This is a genomic window from Pedobacter sp. L105, from assembly GCF_009765875.1.
Taxonomy (GTDB): Bacteria; Bacteroidota; Bacteroidia; order Sphingobacteriales; family Sphingobacteriaceae; genus Pedobacter.
In genome coordinates this window covers 39,912-64,653 of record NZ_LMUP01000009.1, presented here as the reverse complement: position 1 = coordinate 64,653, position 24,742 = coordinate 39,912, and the positions used below count along the sequence as shown (strand labels likewise).

25 protein-coding genes are annotated in these 24,742 nt (G+C 37.8%); 14 read left to right on the top strand and 11 right to left on the bottom strand.

Annotated elements, in window-relative coordinates:
- The first annotated feature begins 11 nt into the window (after positions 1–11).
- The 7 genes from GSQ84_RS18595 (at position 12) to GSQ84_RS18570 (ending at position 5,913) form a co-directional block, all read left to right on the top strand.
- Complete coding sequence (locus GSQ84_RS18595) at positions 12–923, top strand: helix-turn-helix domain-containing protein (protein ID WP_371416399.1); 912 nt, start codon at positions 12–14, stop codon at positions 921–923.
- Between the two features lie 321 nt (positions 924–1,244).
- Positions 1,245–1,808: an SDR family NAD(P)-dependent oxidoreductase gene (locus GSQ84_RS18590; RefSeq protein ID WP_158798791.1), complete on the top strand. Its 564-nt coding sequence runs from the start codon at positions 1,245–1,247 to the stop codon at positions 1,806–1,808.
- 39 nt (positions 1,809–1,847) lie between these two features.
- Positions 1,848–2,786, top strand: a complete 939-nt coding sequence (locus GSQ84_RS18585) for an AraC family transcriptional regulator (protein WP_158798790.1) — start codon at positions 1,848–1,850, stop codon at positions 2,784–2,786.
- Positions 2,787–2,913: 127 nt separating this feature from the next.
- Positions 2,914–3,048, top strand: coding sequence for a hypothetical protein (locus GSQ84_RS28215; protein WP_256377535.1), 135 nt, complete (start codon positions 2,914–2,916; stop codon positions 3,046–3,048).
- 125 nt (positions 3,049–3,173) lie between these two features.
- Entirely contained in the window at positions 3,174–4,325 is a 1,152-nt protein-coding gene (locus GSQ84_RS18580; protein ID WP_158798789.1) for an alkene reductase, read from the top strand.
- Positions 4,326–4,385: 60 nt separating this feature from the next.
- Complete coding sequence (locus GSQ84_RS18575) at positions 4,386–5,138, top strand: SDR family NAD(P)-dependent oxidoreductase (protein ID WP_158798788.1); 753 nt, start codon at positions 4,386–4,388, stop codon at positions 5,136–5,138.
- A 22-nt stretch (positions 5,139–5,160) separates the two neighbouring features.
- Complete coding sequence (locus tag GSQ84_RS18570) at positions 5,161–5,913, top strand: glucose 1-dehydrogenase (protein WP_158798787.1); 753 nt, start codon at positions 5,161–5,163, stop codon at positions 5,911–5,913.
- Positions 5,914–6,435: 522 nt separating this feature from the next.
- Here GSQ84_RS18570 and GSQ84_RS18565 read toward each other — a convergent pair.
- Together GSQ84_RS18565 and GSQ84_RS18560 are read right to left on the bottom strand one after the other, a co-directional pair.
- Positions 6,436–7,236: a hypothetical protein gene (locus GSQ84_RS18565; RefSeq protein ID WP_158798786.1), complete on the bottom strand. Its 801-nt coding sequence runs from the start codon at positions 7,234–7,236 to the stop codon at positions 6,436–6,438.
- 10 nt (positions 7,237–7,246) lie between these two features.
- Positions 7,247–7,813 (bottom strand): hypothetical protein, encoded by a 567-nt coding sequence (locus tag GSQ84_RS18560; protein ID WP_158798785.1) that lies wholly within the window; start codon positions 7,811–7,813, stop codon positions 7,247–7,249.
- A gap of 674 nt (positions 7,814–8,487) precedes the next feature.
- On the opposite strand from GSQ84_RS18560, the gene GSQ84_RS28425 reads away from it, so the two are divergent.
- Together GSQ84_RS28425 and GSQ84_RS18550 are read left to right on the top strand one after the other, a co-directional pair.
- Positions 8,488–8,874: a DUF4870 domain-containing protein gene (locus tag GSQ84_RS28425; RefSeq protein WP_158798784.1), complete on the top strand. Its 387-nt coding sequence runs from the start codon at positions 8,488–8,490 to the stop codon at positions 8,872–8,874.
- Between the two features lie 599 nt (positions 8,875–9,473).
- Entirely contained in the window at positions 9,474–10,064 is a 591-nt protein-coding gene (locus GSQ84_RS18550) for a Pycsar system effector family protein (RefSeq protein ID WP_158798783.1), read from the top strand.
- Positions 10,065–10,162: 98 nt separating this feature from the next.
- On the opposite strand, the gene GSQ84_RS18545 is transcribed toward GSQ84_RS18550, so the two are convergent.
- The 4 genes from GSQ84_RS18545 to GSQ84_RS18530 form a co-directional block, all read right to left on the bottom strand.
- Complete coding sequence (locus GSQ84_RS18545) at positions 10,163–10,681, bottom strand: N-acetyltransferase (RefSeq protein ID WP_158798782.1); 519 nt, start codon at positions 10,679–10,681, stop codon at positions 10,163–10,165.
- A gap of 80 nt (positions 10,682–10,761) precedes the next feature.
- Complete coding sequence (locus GSQ84_RS18540; protein WP_158798781.1) at positions 10,762–12,162, bottom strand: PLP-dependent aminotransferase family protein; 1,401 nt, start codon at positions 12,160–12,162, stop codon at positions 10,762–10,764.
- A gap of 207 nt (positions 12,163–12,369) precedes the next feature.
- On the bottom strand, positions 12,370–12,840 hold the full coding sequence (locus tag GSQ84_RS18535) for a GNAT family N-acetyltransferase (RefSeq protein ID WP_158798780.1): 471 nt from the start codon (positions 12,838–12,840) through the stop codon (positions 12,370–12,372).
- A complete protein-coding gene (locus GSQ84_RS18530) occupies positions 12,840–13,727 on the bottom strand; it encodes a LysR family transcriptional regulator (RefSeq protein ID WP_158798779.1) in 888 nt (295 codons plus the stop codon). Before GSQ84_RS18530 ends, GSQ84_RS18535 begins: the two co-directional genes overlap by 1 nt.
- Positions 13,728–13,896: 169 nt before the next feature.
- On the opposite strand from GSQ84_RS18530, the gene GSQ84_RS18525 reads away from it, so the two are divergent.
- Positions 13,897–14,244, top strand: coding sequence for a rhodanese-like domain-containing protein (locus GSQ84_RS18525; protein ID WP_216848973.1), 348 nt, complete (start codon positions 13,897–13,899; stop codon positions 14,242–14,244).
- A 238-nt stretch (positions 14,245–14,482) separates the two neighbouring features.
- Here the strand turns inward: GSQ84_RS18525 and GSQ84_RS18520 are convergent, their stop codons facing one another.
- Positions 14,483–14,869, bottom strand: coding sequence for a hypothetical protein (locus GSQ84_RS18520; protein WP_158798777.1), 387 nt, complete (start codon positions 14,867–14,869; stop codon positions 14,483–14,485).
- 20 nt (positions 14,870–14,889) lie between these two features.
- The gene (locus GSQ84_RS18515) at positions 14,890–15,120 is read right to left on the bottom strand and encodes a hypothetical protein (RefSeq protein WP_158798776.1); all 231 of its coding nucleotides are present in this window, start codon (positions 15,118–15,120) and stop codon (positions 14,890–14,892) included.
- A gap of 526 nt (positions 15,121–15,646) precedes the next feature.
- Between GSQ84_RS18515 and GSQ84_RS18510 the strand changes: the two genes are divergently transcribed.
- Positions 15,647–16,435 carry a Fic family protein gene (locus GSQ84_RS18510; RefSeq protein WP_254070907.1) on the top strand — a complete coding sequence of 263 codons (789 nt, stop codon included), beginning with the start codon at positions 15,647–15,649 and terminating at the stop codon, positions 16,433–16,435.
- A gap of 69 nt (positions 16,436–16,504) precedes the next feature.
- Here GSQ84_RS18510 and GSQ84_RS18505 read toward each other — a convergent pair whose 3' ends face one another.
- The 3 genes from GSQ84_RS18505 to GSQ84_RS18495 form a co-directional block, all read right to left on the bottom strand.
- Positions 16,505–18,943 (bottom strand): TonB-dependent receptor domain-containing protein, encoded by a 2,439-nt coding sequence (locus GSQ84_RS18505; RefSeq protein ID WP_254070942.1) that lies wholly within the window; start codon positions 18,941–18,943, stop codon positions 16,505–16,507.
- A 604-nt stretch (positions 18,944–19,547) separates the two neighbouring features.
- Complete coding sequence (locus GSQ84_RS18500; protein WP_158798773.1) at positions 19,548–20,576, bottom strand: hypothetical protein; 1,029 nt, start codon at positions 20,574–20,576, stop codon at positions 19,548–19,550.
- 562 nt (positions 20,577–21,138) lie between these two features.
- Positions 21,139–21,357, bottom strand: coding sequence for a hypothetical protein (locus tag GSQ84_RS18495; protein WP_158798772.1), 219 nt, complete (start codon positions 21,355–21,357; stop codon positions 21,139–21,141).
- A 631-nt stretch (positions 21,358–21,988) separates the two neighbouring features.
- Between GSQ84_RS18495 and GSQ84_RS18490 the strand changes: the two genes are divergently transcribed.
- The 3 genes from GSQ84_RS18490 (at position 21,989) to GSQ84_RS18480 (ending at position 24,729) form a co-directional block, all read left to right on the top strand.
- On the top strand, positions 21,989–23,575 hold the full coding sequence (locus GSQ84_RS18490) for a hypothetical protein (protein ID WP_158798771.1): 1,587 nt from the start codon (positions 21,989–21,991) through the stop codon (positions 23,573–23,575).
- Between the two features lie 8 nt (positions 23,576–23,583).
- The gene (locus GSQ84_RS18485; protein WP_158798770.1) at positions 23,584–24,078 is read left to right on the top strand and encodes a hypothetical protein; all 495 of its coding nucleotides are present in this window, start codon (positions 23,584–23,586) and stop codon (positions 24,076–24,078) included.
- Between the two features lie 279 nt (positions 24,079–24,357).
- The gene (locus tag GSQ84_RS18480) at positions 24,358–24,729 is read left to right on the top strand and encodes a hypothetical protein (protein WP_158798769.1); all 372 of its coding nucleotides are present in this window, start codon (positions 24,358–24,360) and stop codon (positions 24,727–24,729) included.
- Positions 24,730–24,742: the final 13 nt, after the last annotated feature.

The window sequence follows — 24,742 nt, the reverse complement described above, 5'->3', positions numbered from 1 at the left end:
ATATGGCTAATATGCAACCTCTGCAAATAAAAACAATAGCTGCCTATCATCAGGCCATGAACTTAAAAAAGCCTGAACACCCTTTGATCAGTGTGATTGATTTTGCAGATATCAGGACTTTGCTGGGAGTGGAATCCATTAGTTTTACCCTTGACTTTTATTCCATCGCGCTTAAACGAAATTTCGATGCAAAAATGAAATATGGTCAGCAGGTGTATGACTTCGACGGAGGCATGATGACATTCGTATCTCCCGGACAAGTACTTCGCTTTGAGATGGAGAAAGATAAAGAATTAAACCACTCGGGATGGCTCTTGCTGGTCCATCCCGATTTTTTATGGAATACCCCCTTAGCCAGCAACATCAAGAAATACGAGTATTTTAGCTACGCGGTAAATGAAGCTTTACATCTTTCCGAAAAAGAAGAGACAAGCGTCACCAATATCATGCAGATCATTGAACAGGAATACCATTCTAATATCGATCAATTTAGTCAGAGCCTGATCATTGCGCAGTTGGAAGTACTGCTTACCTATGCAGAGAGATTTTACAATCGTCAGTTCATTACCCGTAAAATCACAAATCATCAGACCCTTACCCGTTTCGAAAGTATCCTGGAAGAATATTTTAAAGATGATACGCAGTTAAAAAATGGATTACCTACCGTTGCTTTCCTGGCCGGATCTTTACACTTATCGCCCGTTTACTTGAGCGGATTGCTGAAAACCTTAACAGGTAAAAGCCCTCAGCAACATATCCATCATCATTTGATAGAAAAGGCGAAAGAGGAGTTATCTAACACAGGTTTATCAGTAAGCGAAATTGCTTATCAACTGGGGTTTGAACATTCACAATCCTTCAGTAAGTTATTCAAGACAAAAACCAATCTTTCGCCACTGGAATTTCGTCAATCTTTCAACTGATGGGTAATCTGCCCTGGTTAAATTAAACTTTTCCAAAATCACTATGCCCACTATTTCCTGGGCTTTAAGTAAAAGATATGATTAAAAAAAATCATATCTTTTTCGTGTTTAAAATCTATCAGGTATTACCATTCATCAATGAGAAAGATCAGGATCGTAGAGGGTATCTGGTTTTTCAGTTTGTTCTATCGAAGATATCCTTTTCATCCAAGCTATTTTAAATTTAGCAGCGTTGTAATCTTTGAAATTCATAACTGATACTTTGATTCTCCTATAAATAATTGACGTTTCAATCCAGACCTTTACCTATTAAAAAAAATCATGAAACGTTCAAAGGTATGGGTAGTTCTTGGTGCGGCCGAAGGGCTTGGATATGCAGCTGTAAAATATCTTACTGCGAACAGGCAAACTGTTATTGCCGTGGCAGATACATGTAACGCTATATTTTTTGATTGTTGTTCTGAACATCTGTATTTGATACATCCGGATATATCCGATAAGGTTGAACTCACAGCAGCATTCAAAACCGCCGGTATTAATTATGGATCTATTGATTACATCATTAACAATGGCAACTACCGGTTATTTCACAATGCCCAACTTAAAACCGACCAGGAAGTTGAAAAAACAATCCAAAGCGGTGCTATCAGTACCATAGATCTTATCACCGGCATGCTTCCTTATTTACGCAAAAAACCTCAAGGAAATATCATCAACATCCCTCCTCAATTGTGTCTGGCATCAGTTCCTGATCCCTTAATAGCCCTTAACTTAGCTGCTGCGATGGAGTTATTTCTAAAACGATTACACCAAGGATTACAGACGCTGGATTGCGGATTAAAATTCCTCGAACCTGGTGAAAGGCTGACAGGTTTTAAGGTTTAAACCTTACAGGATTAATATATTTGTATAACACCAAAAGATATGGCATTTAAAACAGATGATAGCAAAAGTATAGCCTTACTGCATGACATGAAGGATTTGTTAGGCTTTGAATGGGACGGGCCAAAAGAGTGGTCTTTCCAGGTTTTGCGCCGACAACCTGATACCTGCAAAAGTTATATCTCGCCAAACAGGCGGGAATTTTACAAAATCCTTTACATGACCAAAGGGGTATCCGTATTAACTATTGGGCTGAACAGCTATTTTATTGATCGGCCAACCATTTTTTTTATCGCCCCAAATGAAATCCTGACCTTTAAAAAACTAGACTCGGAATCGGAAGGGTTTATCTGTTTCTTTAAGCGCAGACTGGCCGATCATAACCAGAGCCTCAAAATCATCCTTGATAAGTATAGCCTTTTTTCCGATCCGGTAAAGAGTGCCATTTCCTTGTCGGATGAAGTTATTGCAGAATTAGACCCGATCTTTGAAAAAATGCTGTCCATTAATGTGCAGCATGGTGGCGCGGCCGAAGAAGATCTGTTACAGATCTATCTGCAATTAGTAATGGTTACGGCTGCAAAGAATAACCTTCACCCCCAACCAGATACAGTAAGCGATGAATTCAGGCACGTCAATGAGTTTTTTCAGTTACTGGAAAACGAAGTATCCGGCATCAATTATACATCCCCTATCCAGGCAAAAACCGCACAGGAATTTGCCGACAAACTGCTGATCCATCCCAACCACCTGAACGCGTTACTTAAAAAACATACCGGCAAAAATGTGAGTACACATATTAAAACCAAACTACTGGAAGAGAGTAAGATTTTGCTTGCCCAAACCGATTGGAGTGTGCAACAGATTGGCTATGCGGTAGGTTTTGCAGATCAGCCAAACTTCAGCCTATTCTTTAAAAAGAATGCCGGTACCACACCCGCAGCATTCAGGAAAAATTATGTGAGAATAGGAACCGTTTAATCTCTTTGTTTTTAGAAAAGGGGCAGTTTAAATGCAAGGCCCAAAAAAGTTATAGAGACTGCAAAGTCTCCCAAAAAGTTAAACTGTAAAGCCCCCAAAAAGTTAGATACTTTATGGGGGCATTTCTATGAATAGAAAAAACGAGCATAGTTTGGAATTTAAGGTAGCTATCGTTAAAGAAGTTTTAAGGGGCAATCAGTTTATTGCCAATATCTCATCAAGTCAGTCCAAACGGGTAGTCTTTTTTTCGGGATGGAACTGATTTGATGATCACCGAAGTCTTTGAAATTCATACATCGCTCTTTGATTCCAGTATAAGCTACCCTCTCCTTTAGCTGCAACTTTGTCTTGTCCAGTAACAAAAAGAAAATCCTGGACATCAAGACGATGAAAAATCAAGCCAACTCAATAACTCCTTACGGACATTACAAATTATTCTCACCCGTTAATTTAGGCCCTTATACTTTAGCTCATCGTGTGGCTCTTGCCCCTATGACGAGGTTGCGCTCGGATGCCGATGACGCCCCATCAGCTATGATGGTGAAATTTTACGAACAGCGCGCATCTGATGGTGGTTTGCTAATTGCAGAAGCTACCTCAGTATCTGTTAGCGGCCGTTCTTATTTCGGTGCGCCGGGCATTTATGCCGATGAGCAAATCCCTGCCTGGAAAAAGTTAGCTGACGCTGTTCATGCAAAAGGCGGAACTGTATTTGCCCAATTGTTTCATGGAGGACGCCAGTCGCATGTAGATATGACTGGTGGCGTTGCCCCCGTAGCACCATCAGTAGTTCCTTTTGAAGGTTTATCCTTTACACCCAGCGGATGGATGCCGGTTTCTGAACACCGGGTTTTACCCTTAGATGAGATCCCGGCTATTATCGAAGACTTCCGTACAGCCGCACAACGTGCGCTGGCTGCGGGACTGGATGGTGTGGAATTACACGGCGCTAATGGTTACCTGCCCGACCAATTCTTACAGGATGGCACCAATAAACGCACAGACAGTTACGGCGGTTCTATTGAAAACAGGGCACGTTTAATGCTGGAACTGACCAAAGCGCTGATTGCTGTTTGGGGAGCCGACCGAGTAGGTGTACGTATCTCTCCAAGTGGCGAATGGGGCGGCGTATCTGACAGTAACCCTGAAGCTACTTTTGCTTACCTGGCTACTGAGCTGAATCAATTAGGTGTTGCCTACATCCATGTAATCGAGCCTCGTATTAAAGGCGACAGCACCTTACATGAAGGTCAGGCTCCAGTAGCCTCAGGATTTATCCGCAAAAACTTTAAAGGCACCATCATTTCAGCAGGAGGTTTTGACCGGGAGGAGGCCGAAGCGATTATCAATCGTGGCGATGCCGACATTGTAGCTTTCGGTCGTTTTTTCTCTTCCAATCCCGATTTACCAGAGCGTTTGAAAAACGGTTATCCGCTCAATCCTTATGTGCGGGACACCTTCTGGGGAGGTAGCGAAATCCAGTATAATGATTTCTTAAGCTATAACAAACAAGCTAAAACAGAGAATCAAACTATCTAAAAACAATTCATTAAAAATGATCATGAAACCCTCATGGTCTTAAAAAACAATAATTAAATCATGAAAAAATTAGAAAATAAAGTAGCAGTGGTTACCGGCGGTAACAGCGGCATAGGCCTGGCAGCAGCAGTATTATTTGCAGAACAGGGTGCAAAAGTGGCCGTCACTGGTCGTGATCAACAAACACTGGACAGTGCTGTGAAAGAAATTGGTCATGAGGCCATTGGTATAATTGGAGATGTCTCTACGGTAAGCCAGATTGAAGCAACCTATAAAAAAACAGCAGAAACATTTGGAAAAATCGATGTGCTGGTGATTAATGCAGGTGTATTTATTCCGGGCGCATTAGCAGATTTTACCGAAGAGGAATTTGACAAAACCAGTGACATCAATTTTAAAGGTGTTTTCTTTTCTGTGCAGAAAGCCTTGCCTTATTTGAACGACGGGGCATCTGTGGTAATTACTTCCTCAGCACTGGCCACTATGGGACTGGGCGGCACTTCAGTTTATTCAGCTACCAAAGGTGCTGTGATCACTTTAGCAAAAGCTTTCTCTATTGAACTGGCAGGCCGTAATATCCGGGTAAACATCCTGTCCCCTGGCCCTATCGTTACACCGATCATGACCCGTGACGGAGCCACTCCTGAGCAATTTGAAAAAGCCAAAAGTGGTATGGCCTCAAAAACCGTTGTTGGCCGTATGGGTAACTCTGAAGAGATTGCACAAGGCTTTCTTTACCTGGCTTCAGATGACTCCCGGTTTATGCTAGGCGGCGAGTTATTACTCGATGGCGGCATGAGAATTAAATCATAAAACAAGATCACTCCACGAAAGCGTGGTGCTGATCACCGGCGCGCTGACCGGTATAGGTCGTGCAGCAGCTATTGCCTTCGCTAAAGAAGGCTCAAAAATTATTGTATCAGGCAGAAAAGAACAATCAGGACAGGAATTGGTAACAGTCCTTCGTGACTTGGGCACGGAGGCCGAATTTATTAAAGCAGATATACGTTTTGAAAGCGAAATTGAGGCTTTAGTTCAGGGCACTATCGCCCGCTTTGGCCGACTGGATATCGCGGTTAACAATGCAGGTTCTGAAGGGCAGCCCGGTCTCATTATAAATCAGAATGAAGAGACGTATAAAGCAACTTTTGACACGAATGTATTAGGTACTTTATTAAGTCTTAAACATGAAATGAAAGTTATGCTGGCACAAGGACATGGCAGCATTGTTAATGTTTCTTCCACATTTGGCAAAAGGGCTGCTGCCGGTGCATCCGTATATGCGGCCAGTAAACACGCGGTAGAAGGTCTAACCAAAGCTGCCGCATTGGAAGGCGCAATAGCTGGTGTACGGGTAAACGCCGTAGCACCGGGCCCTACAGATACCGATATGCTAACCAGATTTTCCGGTACGCCAGAATATAAAGCAAAACTAATGGCCGGTGTACCCATGAAACGTCTGGGCTTACCCGAAGAAGTTGCAGAGGCTATTGTTTTTCTGGGATCAGACCGCTCTCCGTTTTTAAGCGGACAGATATTGGCCATCGATGGGGCGAAACTAGCGGTTGATGGAGGTTCGCTGTCCTAATCATTTAATTTTCAACATCAGGAGTGCTCTTTATTTCTGAGCCTCCGGCAAAAGATATGATTTTTGTTAAGTCATATCTTTTGTGTGTTTAAAGGCTATACTTCATAAGAATAAGTAAATCATCAACAAAACATCAGTATCTATTTAAGAAATAACAGTCAACTGTTGCCGCGTTGTAAATTTATCTCCTTTCCATTTTTCTCTTCTGATATTTTTTTAAGCCTTTACTCTAATTGATATATTAGCAACCAGGATATTTTACCCCACTCAGGGATGTGCTATTGGACATTGAATCAAACCCCTGGCAGATCAACACCAAATGTCATTACAAACAAATTATTGAGATCAGCATATAATGAGTTCATGTTTGGATTGATTATAGTTATCGTGGTATTTCTTCAATCTATCATACTGAATCATAACTTATTCAATAAATAATACTCGCTGGGTTAACTATTATTGGCAATCCCCCTAATCATCCCATTCAGATAAATTTTATTGGAGAGTATTTTAAAAACAGTCTTATTTTCCATTTTTTACAGATGACCTTTTAAATTTATCAATGAGTATTTTTATCCCTTTCCTGTCCGGCACATCTACCTCTTGAATTTCAAACGACTGTCTAAATTTTGTTTTTTCTTCGCTAACATTATTGATATTATCGGCTTTGGGAATGTGGTTATAAATTATGATCGCTTTGTAGAGGTACATATTGTCTGCCCGCTTATCTTTAATCAGAAAGGAATAATCAAGAGGCTTTTTTCTAAAGAAAAAATATGAGGAATCTGGATCTGTTTCCGAAAGCTTTCTATTTGTAATTACTTCTGTCAGGTAAGCATTTCTATTATTTCTTATAATTTTGATAGAATCTTTTTCTTTGCCTCTTCCAATATAAAACAAAGATGGAAAATGTAAAAAATCTTTAATTAATGAATCTACAGCATATATCTTGCCTACTGAATCAGAAATGGAAGTATAACTCATACCATATTTTTCACCTTTTTTACAAATAAAAAAACTATAGCCTATTTTAAGTGTTGAAGGCCGTTTGTCGTCTGGCACTTCCAGGCCTAATTGGTTTATTTTTACATAAGTATTCGTAATTGGATAAGGTTCTCTTATTATTTCGTAATCATTTGAATAAATAAGGTCAGGTGATCGAGTGAAGGTTAAATGATCACCTGTTTTTTGAGGAATTTGCCAAGTATTTGTAATGCGAATAGCCTTAAAGTCTTCTAAATCACTATTCAAAGTAAAACTATTAAAACCTATATAAACAATAAAAAATAAGACTATTAAGGCTATTTTTAAAAAAAAATTCATTTATTATCCATTAAACTGTGAATGATTTGCTTGCGATTGAGGCAGATGGGCTAATATCTCCTTCAATTGGTACACCAAAACAGTAGGTAGTTCCCCTTACTTTAAAGTTTAGTGTCATAGAAGCTAGGTGTGGATTGACAACAACGCCAGATGGAGGCATTATATCAATATATGTTGCGACATAACCACCTGTAGAACCAGTTATATATACATTTTGATGTACGATGGACGTAAATTGCCAAACCCCACTAATCAATTGTTGATAACCTACATCTACGCTATTATATTGATAAGAATTAAATAACCCCCTGTAACATTCCCACGTATAGGTTATATATCTACTTGCTGAATCTATAGCAGTCGTTAAACTTGATATTGAAATACTGGCAGTTTCACCTGCTAGTGCCGATTGCATTGCAGCAATACAAGCGGAGGTGTCACCGATGCCACCATTGCCGCCACCTCCGCCACCACCACCACCACTACCACCTCCACTACCACCACCGGGATCGGTAATCGAACCATATTGGACAATCGGTTTTTTATAATGTTCCATGTTAAAAAAAATCTTTTTCATCGGATTACAATTTAATTTATGCCATTATTCAAGGTTTGGCAATCCCTTGTTCTAATTATTATTAATCAAGAAACTTCGACACCTTACAACTGTAAGTTTTCAAAATTTATTTCAACTAATAAATTTATGACGTAATTAATTGGTAAACAACGTCATATGTTACAATTTTAAATTTTAGTGCAACTGATCCGAATTGCCAAATTTCATTCCTTTTTTATGGATTGAGGCTTTAGAGCATGACACATGAACATGTGACATGTTTGAACATTATTGTTTTTTTAATTTAAAACGTATTAGTTGAAAATATTATTTTATTAATGTACTATTTATAATTTTGGCTTAAAAGTCCGCTCTTAAAAACTAGATTGTAAGTAAAATTGTATACCAAATATTTGATGATGATCGAAGCGGATAGGTTTAAAACAACATTGCAAGAATATAACGCAATTAAACCCATAGAGACCAGTAAAAGTAGTCTTAGTCCCGTTTTAATTTTCTTTATAATCTTGTTTCTCATTTTTGATGGTCTATCAAATAGAAGTATATTAAATTATACACTTATCCTAACGAAAAGGGTTAGCAAACATTTACAGCTTTATATGACAGTTATTTTCTTGAAAATAAAATTCAATCTGGAATTTGGTTTTAGTTCTATAGTGAAATAATTTTAATCAATGAACAATTCTAAACATGAAAAGAAAGAGGTATTACTAGCTGTATTACTTAATCTTTCAGCATTATCTTATTATCCCCTTATTTGGTTGGGAATAATTATACCACTGGTTTTCTGGATATTCACAAAGAACAAGTATAGCACAGTAAATGAAGTAGGCAGACGACTTTTAAACTTTCAGATTTGTTGGTGTTTGCTGATCTTATATATATTTGCGATCATGTACCTCATTCCAAAATTTAATCTCAAAATTGGCAACCCTAATGCGCAATTGTTGTTGGTTTTTGAATTCCTTTACGTAATGAATGCTCTTTTCATCATGATTAATTCTATCAGATGTTATTTGGGTAAAGAGGTATTCTATCCAGCTTTAAGGTTCATTAAATGACCTAGCGGTTTTAGACACCACCAACCATATCATTTCTAGACCATTATAGTCCTCCTCTGTCATTCCAGCAGCTAGATATTCGTCCTTGCCCAACTTCATTACCAGTTTGTTGTTCTCTACAACCACATTATTTTCCATCACCACTTTTAATACTTTAGAATGCACTTTCCCCTCTGGAGTAAGTAGGATATCCGGAATTTCTGAGAACGTAATGTAGTGATCGCCTTTTGCATCAATATAGACTGGATATTTTGATTTCAGATAATCTGTATTCTTTGCTACAGACGAACTTCAGACATTTCCTCCGGCTAAGAAATTAATTTGTGTTTTACTTCCTGTTACCTTAACAAAAGATCATGTTAACCGCCTGATTCAAGACCAAATGATTAAAAAAAGTAAGCGATGCTAAAAAGGTTTAGGGGGACCAGCATGAAAACCATAGAGGGTCCAGAAAGTTATTTTTTTAAGCCTTTACTTTAATTGATATATTAGCAACCGGGAATATTTGATCACCACCTAAGGACGTGCTATTGGATATTGACTTGATTCAAAACCGCGCACATCAATATAAAATCTCATTACAAACGAATTACTATCACATGAAAGAAGAGCAAGCAGCAGAAGAAATATTGCCCGTAACGGAAGTTGACTATAAAACTTCTATTGATATGCTCCTTAAAATTACAGCCGGCAATGATCACCGTTTGAGTGACATGGCGGATAATAAAGCGCAGATCCTGATTACAGTGAACTCCATTATCTTATCAGCAATCATCAGTCTTGTGCTTGGCCGTTTAAGGGATACCCAATATTTAATCATCCCATCTTTCATTTTGCTCGCCACAAGCCTGATTACGCTGATCCTGGCTATTTTGTCTACCAGGCCCAAACTTCCAAACGGTAAATTCACAGCAAGGGACCTATCTTCTAAAAGAGTGAACCTTCTTTTCTTCGGGAATTTCTATAGAATGAAAATCAAAGATTATTCTTCAGGTATGACCCATATCCTTACCGATGATAGCTTTTTATACGAGAGCCTGATCAAGGATAGTTATGCACAAGGCGTGGTGCTGGGCAGAAAATACAGGTTATTGAGATTAGCCTATAATGTATTCATGTTTGGGCTGATTATTGTCATCCTGGTATTTCTTCAATCTATCATCCTGGATCACAACTTATTCAATAAATAATCCTCGCTGATTTGATGATTAACCCTGTGGTCCGGCCTACCAACGTACTCATCAACACTTACAAACACGTTGGGTCGCAAAAAACCTTGTGTGCTTCATCAGGATTGCTTTATTAAACAAACAGCACACAATTGGAGTTCATCCAGCTCCATCGTCTCTTTTTGTTTAGCAAAACCTTCTGATTCAAAAAAATCAATAAAAGGATTTCCTGAATATTCAATCATCCAAACTGCCTCGTATGATTTACAAACAGCTAAGCATTTATCAAATAATGATTGCCTTATAGCGGGATTTGTATATTCTTTGATTACACCAAAATCAGCAATCCGGATAGCGCGCATATGCGCTATATTTTTGGGCCTTTCTCCTTTGGAGGTAATTCGGGCAAAACCTACTGGCTTGTCGTTTGTATAAACTACCAACCACTGATTGGACATACTGTTAACTTCTACCGTAAGCGTCTTTTCACTGAAATTTTCCGAAAGATAATTTTCAACTTTTTCTTTTGGCACTAAGGATAGAAATTTTTCCCTGGCAATTGTCTGGGTCAGATATAATAAGGTATCCATACCCTGTTCCGTAGCTATGGTAAATTTGGTGATGATTTTTGAATCCATTTTTGACATTTTATTCGGCCAAAATTAAGCTATCCGGGACCACCATATAGGTACAGAATCTTTAAGACTAACCGGTACAGTTAGATAGATACAGCTTTGCCAAAACGTTCCAGCGCTTTAATTTTCACCGGAGAATATTGGTCGGCAAACACGATCCTGAAATTATTGGCAAACCTGCCCGAAAAAGAAAAGGTATAACCGGGGGTAAATTTTATGCCCATTCTTTCGCACTGAGTGTAAAAATTATTCATATCCAGGTGATCAGGCATTCTTACCCAAAGATTATAACCACCTGGTGGTGGTACAACAAATGTGCCTTCAGGGAAATGCTGCGCTAAAAGATTGATGGTAAAATATGCGTTTTTTGAAAGCTGCCTGTTAAACGCCCGCAAATGCCGACTATAACTATTTGTTGATAATAAGCGGTTAACAGTTTCCTGATAAATTGGTGAAACTGTACTGCCCATAGAAAATTTAATTTGTTCTGCCTGCTTCAGGAATTTGCCGGCAGCTAACCATCCCAAACGGATACCCGGTGCGAGCGTTTTTGCATATGAAGTATAAGTGATTACCAAACCACTCTCATCGTAACTCCTTAGTGTTGACGGACGCTTTCCGCTAAAGTTTAAATCGCCATAGATGTCATTTTCAATAACGGCAACATGGTGTTTCTGAATAACTTCAACCAATTCCTTCTTCACTTCATCAGAAAGTAATATGCCCGTGGGATTATGAAAGTTAGGTGTGATGACAAGGGCTTTTATTTTGTTCTTCTCACAAGCTTTTTTTAAAAAATCAACATCAAAACCATTCATCAAATTTACCGGGACTTCAATCACTTTGAGCTTAAGCACCCTGATCACTTCCAATATGGAAAAAATGCAGGGGCTTTCTACGGCAACTATATCTCCGGCATCACATACTGAGGAGAGAGCGATATACAGCGCCTGTAACGCGCCGTCTGTAATTAGCAATTCTTGCAAACTGAGCTTTGTCTCATACCCGGCAGCATGTTTTATGATATTAGTTTTTAAATCTTCAGACCCGCTTGCAGGATAATATCTTAACAAGCCCACACCTTTTTCCCTGACTATATTTTGCATTGTTCTCAACAATAACTTTTGAGAGATGATAAGATCTCCAGGCATGGCCACATTAAATTCCACTAACTTTTTTTCACCCCGGGAAGAGGTGATGAGATCAATATTTCTTTCAAATATTGCATCCCTTACTACTGGATTATCCTGGATTTCCTTCTTCTGGTTAGCAGGTGCCGCTACATAATAACCTGATTTAGGAATACTAATTACTAAACCAAGAATGATTAAATGCTCATAACCATTTTGAATTGTAGTAACACTGGTATGGTATTGCTTTTTCAGGTCACGGACAGAAGGTAACTTATCACCTGGCTTATAAATTCCGTTGCGGATATTCTTTTCGATGTTAGCAGTGAATATCTCAAACCTGTATATCCTCATGACTATAAATCTATTTTATGAAGCTCTTACTGTAGCAGCTGTGTGTGATTAAAAATATTGGCAAATGTCATTAATTATGATGTGATATTACCTGTACAGTTTTTGAATACATGAGGATAACAGACGATAATTTATAAAGATTTCCTTTTCCATGGCTGTTGCCTCCAAATAGATTATAGCAATGGTAACCAGCACCGTCATGATGCTTCAGCCGGAAAAGGCAGCCGGACGATAAAGTGTAAACCTTACTTTATCCTTTGACAATGCGCCGTTCTTTTTATAAAATTTAATTGCAGGCGCATTGAAATCGGGCGTCTGCCACTGAACATTCACGCATTCTCTTTCAACAGCAAGCTTTTGGAGTTTTTCAAGAACCGCAGAACCGATGCCGAGGCCACGAAATGATGAACGGATATACAGGCAGTCCATGTAAATAAAGTAAGCAGCGTCCCAGGTGGAATAATCAAAAGTAAAACTGCAGAATCCGTTTACCACCTGATCAATTTCGATCACCCAGCAGTTGAGTTGATTGCCAGTTCCAAAAAGTTCAGTTTTAAGCCGCTCCCTTTTTCCCTCGCTTATAAAAGCAGCTTTTTCATAGGCGGTATGCTCGCCAATCAACAACAGCAATTCATCCAGGTCGTTTTCTGTTATTTCGCGGATTAGAAAGGTATTCATTAGCTGGTCAATTCTTCGTGTAAGTTATTTACAAATTCGATGAGATATTTTTTACCGGCGTCTTCATGCCTTATAGCCGCAAAATGCGTCCTGATCAAACCTTTTGGGCCGATCTTCACCAATTGCAAGTCTGGAGAAGATATAAATGGCTTTAATGCCCAGGCAGGTAGTGTCATGATCCCCATGCCCGATTTAACCATTTCAAGCGCTACCTCTGTAAGTGGGATAGCAATAATTTGTTCAGGCTTAATCTTCTCCTCTTTCAGAAAATGCTGGTAAACAGTAACGGTTTCCAGGGGATAGGAATGGATGATGAGTGTTTGCGTGGCGAAATCTGCAGGTGTCAGGTATTTTTTGTGCGCCAACGGACTTTCCTTATGCACAATGGCCATCACCTCATCCTTGAAAAGCTCGATATACTTTATGCTTTTATCACCACCCGGATCAGAAGTAATTCCCACATCCAATTCGTTTTGGAGCAGTTTTTCCAATGGTTTGTGGGTGGCTTCAATCACAATTTTAACTTCAAGCTTTGGATATAGAACCTTCATCTTTGTCAAAAAAGCCGGCAGCCAGTGATAGCTGGTGTAACACTCCGTACTTAAGCGGATAGAGCCTGCATGCCCACCACGCATATCGTTCACTTTTTCCATCGCTGCATTTAGCTCTCCAAGAACAATCACCGCTGTATCGTAAAGAATTTTTCCTTCATCTGTTAATAACCACTGATTCTTTGTCCGGTAAAATATTTTGGCACCGATCCGCTCCTCAATATCTTTGAGTTGATGGCTAACAGCAGACTGCGTAAGAAACAGCTTATCGAGCGATTTGGTAATGCCCTTCTCTTCAGCAATTATCTTTATTAGGTTAAGATGCCTTATTTCCATAATTCAAAAATAGATAATAATAAATACACACCGACATGAATATTACACATAAGGACTTGCTTTATAATTCATTAGCGTTTTATTTATAAGGTATATAATTTAGCAAAAAAAAAACAGAAAGAATATGGAAACAGCAATTCAACATTATCAGAACAAATTAGCGTTTGAAATGGACCCTTCGGATCTTTTCGATGCACTGGAGGCAAAACAAAATGTGGTGGTAATCGACGCCCGTAAAGAATTCGCTTTTATAAGAGAGCATATCCCCGGAGCAATTAGCCTTCCACACCGCGTTATGTCTGCCCAATCAACCGCCCAACTTGATAAAGAAGCAATTTATGTGATATACTGTGATGGTATAGGCTGCAACGCCTCAACCAGAGGCGCATTGAACATGGCCCGGTTAGGCTTTAATGTCCGCGAACTAGTCGGCGGTATTGAATGGTGGAAATTTGATGGTTATGCAACAGAAGGGACAAATCAGACAACTGGTCTTCAGATTGAATGTGCCTGTTAGCAGAAAATTGGAGGGATAGGAAGAGGATACTCAGAAAATGCCGTTTCTAAAATTAGGAACGGCTAATATTATCTAGTTCCTGATCAACCATTGCGGCAAACAAATAGACCTCAATTTCATGTTCGATACCAGGTGTTTAGGCGGGCAATTTCCACCTTTATTAATGATTGATCAGCCAAGCTTATTACTTCTCTAAAACTGCCAAGCGTAGAAATGGACATTTGTTTCTTGTAGGTATTTAGTCTCTTAAAAATTTAATTAAATCATCTATCTTTTTTACCTGGTTGGTATACTGATCATTCACTGTTCCATTGCCATGCAGGCCCAAATTAAAACTCCTGTATTTATTCCCTAATTTTATCTCAACAACAGGATAAGTGGCATCTAATATTAAGAATCCTCCGCTCTCATATTGGTTATTCTTTTTTAATTTATCATATTCTTTTTGCCAGGTTGTTATTGTAAATATTCCAGAATCTTTAATCTTTTCTATTAATCCTTCCTGTAAAATAGTCTTGTGCAGGCGTGACAAATAAAGCTTAACATCCTTTCTCTCCGGATCAACTCCAATAATTTTCAAGCGGGGATCATTCTGCCTAAGGCTGGTAATATTAATTCTGTACATATCATAAACTATTGAATCATTTACACTTTTATAATCAAGACTTTACCATAAGTCATATATTGTAAATCATATATTCTGATTTCCAGACAGGATCTTGATTCCTTAATAGATGGCAGCATTTTATACCTAACAGGCGGCTGATCGTTAAATGAAGCAACCGAATCTGCAGAAAACTTCTCATTAATTAACTTACATGGGTTAGCATCTCTTCTTTCTTTTTGCGCATACACAGCTGCACCTGAGATGAACATTATAACCAATATTAACACATATTTTTTCATCATCATTAAGTTCTACATTAATTTTAACTACAGCTTTAATTACATGTAAACTCAATAATTAAAACTCTATCATAAAAATATGCACCTATCTCTGATTTCAGAAATCATAGCCGATATATTACATTACTAATTAGAGAACTTAAATTAGTTTAATGGTTATAAGTCAACTCGCCATCCCTTGAAACTATAAAATTTGACCCTTGTTTAAAGTCTAATACAAAGTCCTCATATTATGTTAATGTTGTAAGTTTTTCTGAAGATATTGGCTCACATTACAAAAAAGTAATTAACTTTGATAGTATCATATGAGACTATGACTATGAATTTCACTAAGCCTCCATATACTATAACGGGTTACATACTAAACTTACTATCAGACATTTCTGAAAAGATTGGCGAAATAAATGCTATACAATTAAACAGACCTCCGGCGGAGCTCCGAAAATCAAATCGCATCAAAACAATACAATCATCATTATCTATTGAAGGTAATACAATGACAGAAGAGCAGATTACTGCGCTGATTAACAATAAAAGAGTTTTGGCTCCTCAAAAAGACATTATAGAAGTACAAAATGCAATTAAAGTATATGAAATGCTCAATGATTTCAAGCCAATGCAAGTAAACTCTCTGTTAAATGCGCATAAAATATTAATGAACGGACTGATTCCAAACGCCGGAAAATTTAGAAGCGGAAATGTTGGTATTGTTAAAGGATCCAAAATTACCCATCTAGCTCCACAAGGCGTTATGGTAACCGGTTTGTTATACGATCTGATGAATTACATTAAACATGACGATGACCCCATTTTAATTAAAAGCTGTGTATTTCATTACGAATTTGAGTTTATACATCCTTTTGTTGATGGAAATGGACGTATAGGCAGATTATGGCAGACACTTTTGCTGATGAAAAAACACCCTGTCTTTGAATATCTTCCCGTAGAAAGTATCATTAAAAACGAACAGAGTAAATATTATGAGGCTTTGAATAAATCTGATAGCCTTGGCCATTCTACTCCTTTTATCACGTTTATGCTGGAAAGTATATTAAAAGCATTAAATACTTTGTACCGTATACCAAATATTTCTTTGCAGGAAGAAGACAGAATTTCGATTTTTAAAGAAGTAACAGGTCAAAGATCTTTCGCCCGCAAGGATTATCTTCAATATTTTAAGAATATTTCCCCGGCAACGGCAAGCCGCGATCTAAAATCAGCTACAGAAAAAAACATTTTAAGTAAAAATGGCGATAAAAGGTTAAGTAGCTATAGTTACTTATAGATTAGCGCCATCCTATCGTGATCATTAATTGTGGCAGCCACATCGTGGCCTTTTTATGAAAGATGGAGCTTATAACCTATTGGTTTCACTTTTTAGCCCCGACTCATTTTCTTTCGGCGCCTTTACCTTAGTATTGCCAAAATTATAACTGAAATTCAACTTTACCTGCCTCGTTTCTGCATGGCCGTAACTTCTGATAAAATAGTTGCTGTAATAATTCGTAGAGTCCCACTTATTACCCTGATAGATGTCGGTAATCGCTAAACTCACCTTTGCTTTATTTTTGAGCAGGCTTTTCTGTAAGGCCAGGTCTACCTGGCTATTTCTGCGCGAAATATCATTGGAGCCCCCTAAGCGGTTGGTATTAAAAACGGCCCCAACCTCCCCTTTCATTCCCAATGGGAGCTGTATCGTTTGCTGAATATTTAAACTTGCGGCCAGTCTGCCCAAACTAAAGATACGGGTTTCATCGAGCGCAATTTGATTGTGCATATAATAGACAACTGCATTTGCACTGATATTCCAGATTTTCAAAGGACGAATTTGCTGGATGATATTCAGTCCTGCCTGCTTCTGCACGCCCAGGTTACGGGTCTGCATCACTACCTTGTTGCCGCCCAGCGTATCGGTAACATAGGCAAAATAATTGGATGTACGGGAAACAGAAAGGTCTATGATTGTTTTTTTAAAACTAAACTGAAGTGAAACACGGTTCGTCAACTGAGGCAGAAGATAAGGATTTCCTTTGATCGTAGTTAAGCCATCGAAGGGCTGCTCAATAGGGTTAAGATCCTGGTAAGCGGGCCGGTCTATCCTTTTTCCATAATTTAAGGAAAGGGTTTCACCCTCTTTTACCTTCATGACCAACCCAATAGATGGAAAGCCATTCCAATAATTCCTTTTGATATTCCCCTCCTGCTGACCAGCCTGAATGGTAGATAGTAAACCTGTAGCAGTAGTTTCCTCTAATCGCATTCCTCCCTGAAAAGACAACTTATCCGTTAGCGGATGCTCATACTGTACAAAAGAACTGAATATCTGTTCTTTGAAATCAAAATTGTTGGAACTTTGGGTATTCAGTAGCTCTTCATTGTTGTCGATAGCATACAAATCAAATAGGTTTGCGGCAGTGATGCTTGAATATTTGAGACCAGCTGAGAACTTGCCTGCCCAGAGATGACGCGCGTAATTGGCAAAAAGTGCATACAAGTTAATATCCCTGTTGTTGACGGTTCGGGTATTGTTAGCGGATGACACCGTACCATCGGGAAGCAAATACGTATTCGGCTGTAAAATCCCCTGTCCGCCATTAAATTTGCCATAATCCGCATCTACAGTTAAAACGTTACCCAGGGTATCCTCATAGCGGTAATTCAAATTAGAGTTATACCGGTTTGAAGATTGGTGGTAATAATTGCTTTCTGAAAGCAGTGTATTTTCAAGAGTGCCAGTTGCCAGGTCACTGATGGTAGTCCTCGTATTGATATCACCCGGCCCAAATAAAAAGTTACCGTTAAACTGTACACCAATAGTTTGATGATGAGCAATGTTATAGTCCATTCCTACAGATGAACTTATTGTTTTGCGTTGATCTGTATCGTGCGACCAGCCTCTGTAACTCTGGCCATCTTCATCCCTGTCAATACCATACCGAAAGCCATGGCTCCCGACAGTCTGACTATAATTACCAAAAACATTGATCTTGTCTTTCCGGTAATTAAAAGATAAAGCGGTATTGTTCTTAAGCGAGTATCCATAAGAAACACCGGTATCAAAGGTGCCGTTTAATCCTTCGTTTTCATTTTTTTTAAGGACGATGTTAATTATCCCCCCGGAACCTGCGGCATCATACTGAGCGGATGGGTTATTGATCACTTCTATCGTTTTTACATTTGAAGAGGAGATTGATTTAAGCAGATCAGACAGTTCTGCGGGCTGCAGATAGGTTTGTTTACCATTCAGCATCACCAATGCCCCCTGCCTGCCTGCAATATTAATTGTGTTATCTGGATTTACCGTTACTCCAGGGGCTTTTTTAAGTACTTCTAAAGCATTACTTCCCTGGCTGCTCACACTGTTTGCTACATTAAAAACAATCTTCCCTCCACTGGCCTGGATTAAGGGTGGCGTGCTCTCCCCTTTAATCACCACCTCTTTCAATTTATTATCATCCTGTAGGATGACAGGATCAATAACTGTGTTTCTGGAAATAAGAAGTGGCTTAGTTCTGTTTAATCCATAACCTACATAACTGACTAAAATTTCTATGGATCCTCCGCCACTTTCAAATTGATACCCCCCTTTTTCATTCGTAATTGTTTTACTGATGATCTGTTCAGTTGGGCTACTTAAGATCGTAACAGATGCTCCCGGCACTGGCTGCTGCTTATTATCCAATACCAGCCCCTTTACCAAAAAGATTTTATCCTGTGCATGGAGGTTCGTTTTTGCGAAAAAAAAGCAAAGAACAAGAATCAGAAAATTTGATTTAAACTTGGATTGAGGCATCAATATAATGAAGTTAACGGCTAATAATTAGAAAATCAATGACCTAAACTTATTAAAAATATTTCAAACAAAAGTAATAAGCTACTGATTTCCATTAATTTCACGATTTATCAGTTCGAAAAAGTAAATGGGTCACTTAAGATGTTATTACTGGTAATATCCATATTGTTTTTCAAAGGATTTTAAGAGGTTTCCTTCCAAAACGACAAATTATTTACATTGACGGAGATTTTAATAAAAACTAAATTCAGTCGCAGCCGGGAGTTAAGCGCTTTCAACTGCACATCACCTACAGACTGGCTGCGCCCTACCTGCCCAATTTGTTTAACAAACATGGGCAGGTAGAGACGAGGGAAAGCGTAGGTAATATGGAACCGAAAGCCGCTATCAACGAACAGCGAATGCTAAGAAAGTTGTTGATCAGGATTAAAATTCCAGAAAACAAGGCTATAAGAGCAATAGACAGTTAAGATACCCCGTGTCAAGTGATGTTTTCTCTACTAATGATTCCGACCGACAGGGAATCATTTGACAATGAAGGCAAAAAAAAGGATTAATTCGAAAATACAAATTAATCCTATATGGATAACGAGCGGTGGAAGTATTAGATGTTTTTCAGTAACTCCAGGCATTCTTTAGTTTTTACAACTGAAAGGGCATCCAACAGTATCGATTTATACTCAGTATGAAACCTGCCCCCATAAAATTTAAAAAGGGTAATGATCATTTTATCCCTTAGAACCGGGTTTTCTACCCTCTTAATTCTTTCATAAACGATAGGATAATTGATGTAAGTAAAATCAATTAAAACCTTTGTCTTTATTTTTTCGATCATAAACAAGGCATACTCTTTTGAATCAGATAAAACACTATCCGGAATTTTGCTCATAAAATCGAATTTATATCGGTCAGAAAAGCTTTTTGCTAAAGCTTGAAAGCCTGCTGTATCTTTTTTTGCCAGCTGATCATGTAGCTGAACCTGCAGATCTGACAATACATATTTGCCCATATTTCCCAGCACATCTGCATACAGCAGGTGATAAGAATAATCAGACATTTCTGGCTGATATTTTTCAATCAGGTCGTACAGTATATTAGTATATCGCAGCGTATGATCATTTTTACTGTACTGATTACCATTGACAGGCTCGGGTAACGCTTTGGCCGAATCTATTTGTTTTGCATACAAGAATTCATTTTGACATCTGTACTTTGCTGAGCCCTGACCAGAAAAGTCAAGATCGTAGATGTTAGGCACATCCGTTTTGTTTACCTGAATTTTAATATGGTCTCCGGGTTCAAAGTGAAACTCCCTGGCTATGGTTACGTCCATTAAATAACTTGTCAGCAACAAGGAGAAATATAAAGGTTTGGATTGGTCTTCCAGTTCAAAGGTGTAGGAGTTGCCTGTATTAGATTTTGGCTGTATATTTACTTTCCTGGTATTTGACAGATCACGTTGGTTTATCTCTTTTTTATAAACCAGTAAAAAAGGTTTGCTGGTTATCCCCTCTTCCAAAATTACTTCAAATATTACTTTTTTTGTTAGAGGCATGATCCGTTTAACAGGATTGCCCTGGGTAACTATACTTAACAGAACCAGTGTAGAGGTTAGGTTTAAAATGGATTTCATAACTTAATTTTTAGAATTTACTCAATAATGGTGCGCTGATGATTTCTTAGTAGAACCTTATAGCAGTTGATGACAGGTAGTTTTATGGTGATATGTCTTTTACAGGTTGATTGCGCCAATGCAGGACGATTTGGACATGAATTAGCTAGTAGAATAAGCAAAACCAAAGCCCCGTCCCTGGGCGAAAGTTTTAGACATAACAATCCCATTAAGCGATTTTTTGCTTTCATTTTTTTTAAGATTTTATGATATAAAGGGGGTTTTTACTTTCTTTGCAGATAAGATCATCGATCAATAAAAATGCACAGCGGCCGGCAAGTATTACCAGTAACCAACCTAAATAACCAGCCGCTTGTGCATTCATCTTCAGTCTGGGGGCTTGATGATGTTTCTAAATGAATGGATCGGGTTAGTTTGCATTGTGGTATATATTTAGTTTACCAGATTTAAGGGCTGGTTATCCCTCTCCCATTTCCTCAACGACATTTTAGACATAGGAAGGCCTTTAGGATTAAATCCTTGTTTTTTTAATGATGGAGAATTAAGTTAAAAAAGGGAAAATTTAGCTGGGCGGCTTGGAGAATTTGGGAAGCTGGTTGTAAATTGAATGGATAGTGCAAAACAACAAGCTCAAGTTTTCTAATGGATGCCTGCTGGCGTTCAGAAACCTGTTGAAAAAAGATGCGGTAGCGCGAAACAGCGTAGCCAGGTTTTCTATGCAATGCGTTCTGGCATTCAGAAGCCTGATGAAATAGAATAAGCTGTTATTTCGATTTTCCATTGCTTTAAGTTTTAAAGGCATTTCAGCAATGAAACTTGTAAGGGGAGCAGGCGAATATGGATGCTCCCCGTACGCATAGGTACCTCGTGAGTAGGCGAGAACGAATTCTCTTAGCAAGCATACGGAGAGCGCCCATATCCTACCCTGTGCAGGATGCGTAACCCAACACAAAGATAAAGAATTTGGGCATTTTATCATCCGTAACTTTGCTTGCCATTTAGATTCTCACGTCTACCTATGCAAAGTTTCTTCGATTTAAAATACCAAATCAATAATAAAGTTCATCAGTCTCTAACACTTAAGAACTACAATACAAATATACGAATCATATCGAATTAACACCAAAAAACAAAACATATTTTATATTAAATTAATATTGACATCGATATAAATAAATTTTGAAAATATAAAATAATATTATGGGTAAATAACCATATACTAGGTTAATCATACAAATAGCTTAACCATCTATGTATTGATGATCTCACAATAGGGTTCGCTCAACTCTACCAATGAATGCATTAAGTTCACCTAAGCCATAATAAGTTTCACCACGACAAAACAGCGATTAACGTAATAAAATATTTTATAGATGAATTATTCTATACCTTGGATTTAATAGAATTTAACCATGAAAGTATATTTATCATCTAAAAACTGTTTACGATTATCAATATTTTTAATACTAGCGCTTTTTTATCTGTCCTGTAAAAAAAATAACGATGCTAATATTCCAAGTAACAATGTTTCTGATATTAGTCAAGCCAAAGTTTGGTATGACAGTTTATATTCCACTAGTCAGAAAATTAATAGTTCTACCCTCTCAACTATCAAAGAAAAAGGAGTCATTAAAAATTACGATCTAAATCAAGTGATTAAACCCAACTGGAATAATCCTACCTCCTATAAAAAATTTGGTCAGAACGTCATCGAGATGAATATTGATCCATCGAATAAATTCAGTTCCATGTTAAAAAACAACTTAAACAATCTAACTAATACAAACCCTGCATATAGCAAAAGTTCCTATATTCTGGTTAACGATGGATCAGGTTATCAAGCTTATATCATGACTTTAATAGCTGATTCCTCCTATTTAAAAGGCGATATAAAAAAATTAGCCAATAACACTTACAGAAAGCGTGATATTGACTATAGCGGATTAGTACTATACTTTACGCCAAAAGGTAAGTATGTGAGCGGTTACAGATACAAAAATGGAACTTTAGTCAACCCACAAAGTCAAACTAATAAATCTGTTAGTAATGGTACCTTAAGTATAATGTCTGCACCAGTAGATTGTTACGATTATTATTTAGTAAGTTACACTAATGGTGTGGAAACCAGTAGTGAATATCTTTTTACCGAATGTGGCGGAGGAGATGATGCCGGTGGCGGAGGAGGAGGTGGCAGCGGAGGTAGTGGTGGTGGCGGTGATGGAACAGGCGGATCGGGATCTTCAGGACCTACTCCACCTGCATTACCTTGTCATATTTCTACAAATGGTGCTCTTTCTGTAAATAGCGCTCCTGTTGATCCGGGACCTGGACAGGGATTTCCAAATCCAGCTCCGTGTATCGAATATACCGGGGCGCGCGAAATTGTAAACCAGATGATCAATCCTTGTATGAAATCAACAGTGGATCTTATACTGTCAAACAATATTAATATTATGGGAGAAATGTCTGAGATTTTAAATAAATTTGGAGATAAAAACGGAACCATAATACATATAGTGGAGGACAATACTTTACATTATGACGATGGAAGCCCGAAAAGTGGAGCAAGCGAAGCGAAAGCAATAGATGCCCAGGGAAATGGCATTGCTGGAACCATCTGGTTAAATGCAAGCTACCTTGATAGTACATCAGTTCAATCAGTAGCTGCAACATTAATTCATGAATTTGTTCATTCTTACATTACATATAAAAATGATCCGATACTCACTAGCTCTCACGATGTAATTGCGGCAAAATATGTCGATCCAATGGCTGTATTTTTTCAAGCCAAATTTAAAATGCCGGCATTAGACGCATACGCATTAGCTTGGTCAGGCATACCTGATTCTGATATTATGAAAAATGCGAAAGCAAACCGGGACGCTGAACTTTTTACCATGACAGATGGCACTAAATTTACATATAATCAAATTATCAGTCAGGAAGCATTATATAACTTTCAGGGAAATGGAGCTCTGGGTCAGCCTGTATGCCATTAAAAAAGATTATGAAAAATAGTATAATATTTATTTTCTTATTAAATTTCATTACTTTCTCGCCGAAAGCGCAAAGTAAGAATTATTATGACATTGGCAATAAAGTGGCTTGGGCACTTTTTTTACAAATGCAAAATGACAAATGCCCCGATTCAATTGCTATGTACAGTTTTACTGTCAAAATCAATGTAGATTATACTATCAAAAAAAAACCCAAGATAAAAGTCAATGTTGATGATTCTCTATTTTATAAAATTTTCAAAAATATAGACACATTAAAGACAATAGACTACTCAACATTAATGGTAAAGAGAAAAAAAGCCGAGTTAATTTTACCTCTAGGACTGATTGTATTATCGAGTAAAAGCAGTTCATTTAGACCAAGCGTTGACATCCATGCTGTTGAATATAATATATATAAATTATTACATGTTGATAAAGAAATGAGCTCAAAAATTTACTTCAGGCCTTTTTTAATACGAGCTGAACTTAAACCGACTGATTAAAAGAATATTAAGATAACAAAATAAATATTCCTCGTTTGAGATTTTTACAATTTATTCCAGACATCTTATCACTTACAGGTAGATCACTAACTTCCATTTTTTATTTATAAGTAAATTGAAATTTTAGATCAATTTGTTTGAAACCCATAATAATCTTGAAAACTAAGATATTTTTCACATTCCTACTGATCTTCTTCACTTTCTCCTCAAAAGCGCAAAGTAAAACATATTATGCTTTAGGCGATAAAATAGCTACGGCTATTTTCAGACAATTTCAAAGTGGAAAAATGCCCTGATTCTATTGCGATGTACAGTTTTGCTGTAAAAATTGATATAGATTACAGCAATAAAAATAATCACACGATTAAGATAAACGTTGATGATTCTTTATTTTATAAAATGTTCAAGGATATAAGTGTCATAAAAACTTATGATTATTCTGAACTTATGGCTGGGAGAACAAAGGCCCAGTTAATTATCCCTCTGGGAGTTATTGCCCTATCTAGTAAAAGCAGTTCATCCAGGCCACAAATAGATGTCCATGCTCTAGAATTTAGTATGGAAAAGTTACTTCACGTGGATAAAGAAAAAGAATCAAAAATTTATTTCAGGCCTTCTTTAATAAGTACTGAACTTAAACCGACCGATTAAAAGAATATGATGC

What these genes read in the sequence shown, in the direction of transcription:
- GSQ84_RS18595 (WP_371416399.1), top strand. Translation starts at nt 12, where the DNA reads ATGCAACCTCTGCAAATAAAAACAATAGCTGCCTATCATCAGGCCATG.
- GSQ84_RS18590 (WP_158798791.1), top strand. Translation starts at nt 1,245, where the DNA reads ATGAAACGTTCAAAGGTATGGGTAGTTCTTGGTGCGGCCGAAGGGCTT.
- GSQ84_RS18585 (WP_158798790.1), top strand. Translation starts at nt 1,848, where the DNA reads ATGGCATTTAAAACAGATGATAGCAAAAGTATAGCCTTACTGCATGAC.
- GSQ84_RS28215 (WP_256377535.1), top strand. Translation starts at nt 2,914, where the DNA reads ATGAATAGAAAAAACGAGCATAGTTTGGAATTTAAGGTAGCTATCGTT.
- GSQ84_RS18580 (WP_158798789.1), top strand. Translation starts at nt 3,174, where the DNA reads ATGAAAAATCAAGCCAACTCAATAACTCCTTACGGACATTACAAATTA.
- GSQ84_RS18575 (WP_158798788.1), top strand. Translation starts at nt 4,386, where the DNA reads ATGAAAAAATTAGAAAATAAAGTAGCAGTGGTTACCGGCGGTAACAGC.
- GSQ84_RS18565 (WP_158798786.1), bottom strand. Translation starts at nt 7,236, where the DNA reads ATGAATTTTTTTTTAAAAATAGCCTTAATAGTCTTATTTTTTATTGTT.
- GSQ84_RS18560 (WP_158798785.1), bottom strand. Translation starts at nt 7,813, where the DNA reads ATGAAAAAGATTTTTTTTAACATGGAACATTATAAAAAACCGATTGTC.
- GSQ84_RS28425 (WP_158798784.1), top strand. Translation starts at nt 8,488, where the DNA reads ATGAACAATTCTAAACATGAAAAGAAAGAGGTATTACTAGCTGTATTA.
- GSQ84_RS18550 (WP_158798783.1), top strand. Translation starts at nt 9,474, where the DNA reads ATGAAAGAAGAGCAAGCAGCAGAAGAAATATTGCCCGTAACGGAAGTT.
- GSQ84_RS18545 (WP_158798782.1), bottom strand. Translation starts at nt 10,681, where the DNA reads ATGGATTCAAAAATCATCACCAAATTTACCATAGCTACGGAACAGGGT.
- GSQ84_RS18540 (WP_158798781.1), bottom strand. Translation starts at nt 12,162, where the DNA reads ATGAGGATATACAGGTTTGAGATATTCACTGCTAACATCGAAAAGAAT.
- GSQ84_RS18535 (WP_158798780.1), bottom strand. Translation starts at nt 12,840, where the DNA reads ATGAATACCTTTCTAATCCGCGAAATAACAGAAAACGACCTGGATGAA.
- GSQ84_RS18530 (WP_158798779.1), bottom strand. Translation starts at nt 13,727, where the DNA reads ATGGAAATAAGGCATCTTAACCTAATAAAGATAATTGCTGAAGAGAAG.
- GSQ84_RS18525 (WP_216848973.1), top strand. Translation starts at nt 13,897, where the DNA reads ATGGACCCTTCGGATCTTTTCGATGCACTGGAGGCAAAACAAAATGTG.
- GSQ84_RS18520 (WP_158798777.1), bottom strand. Translation starts at nt 14,869, where the DNA reads ATGTACAGAATTAATATTACCAGCCTTAGGCAGAATGATCCCCGCTTG.
- GSQ84_RS18515 (WP_158798776.1), bottom strand. Translation starts at nt 15,120, where the DNA reads ATGTTCATCTCAGGTGCAGCTGTGTATGCGCAAAAAGAAAGAAGAGAT.
- GSQ84_RS18510 (WP_254070907.1), top strand. Translation starts at nt 15,647, where the DNA reads ATGACAGAAGAGCAGATTACTGCGCTGATTAACAATAAAAGAGTTTTG.
- GSQ84_RS18505 (WP_254070942.1), bottom strand. Translation starts at nt 18,943, where the DNA reads ATGCCTCAATCCAAGTTTAAATCAAATTTTCTGATTCTTGTTCTTTGC.
- GSQ84_RS18500 (WP_158798773.1), bottom strand. Translation starts at nt 20,576, where the DNA reads ATGAAATCCATTTTAAACCTAACCTCTACACTGGTTCTGTTAAGTATA.
- GSQ84_RS18495 (WP_158798772.1), bottom strand. Translation starts at nt 21,357, where the DNA reads ATGGAAAATCGAAATAACAGCTTATTCTATTTCATCAGGCTTCTGAAT.
- GSQ84_RS18490 (WP_158798771.1), top strand. Translation starts at nt 21,989, where the DNA reads ATGAAAGTATATTTATCATCTAAAAACTGTTTACGATTATCAATATTT.
- GSQ84_RS18485 (WP_158798770.1), top strand. Translation starts at nt 23,584, where the DNA reads ATGAAAAATAGTATAATATTTATTTTCTTATTAAATTTCATTACTTTC.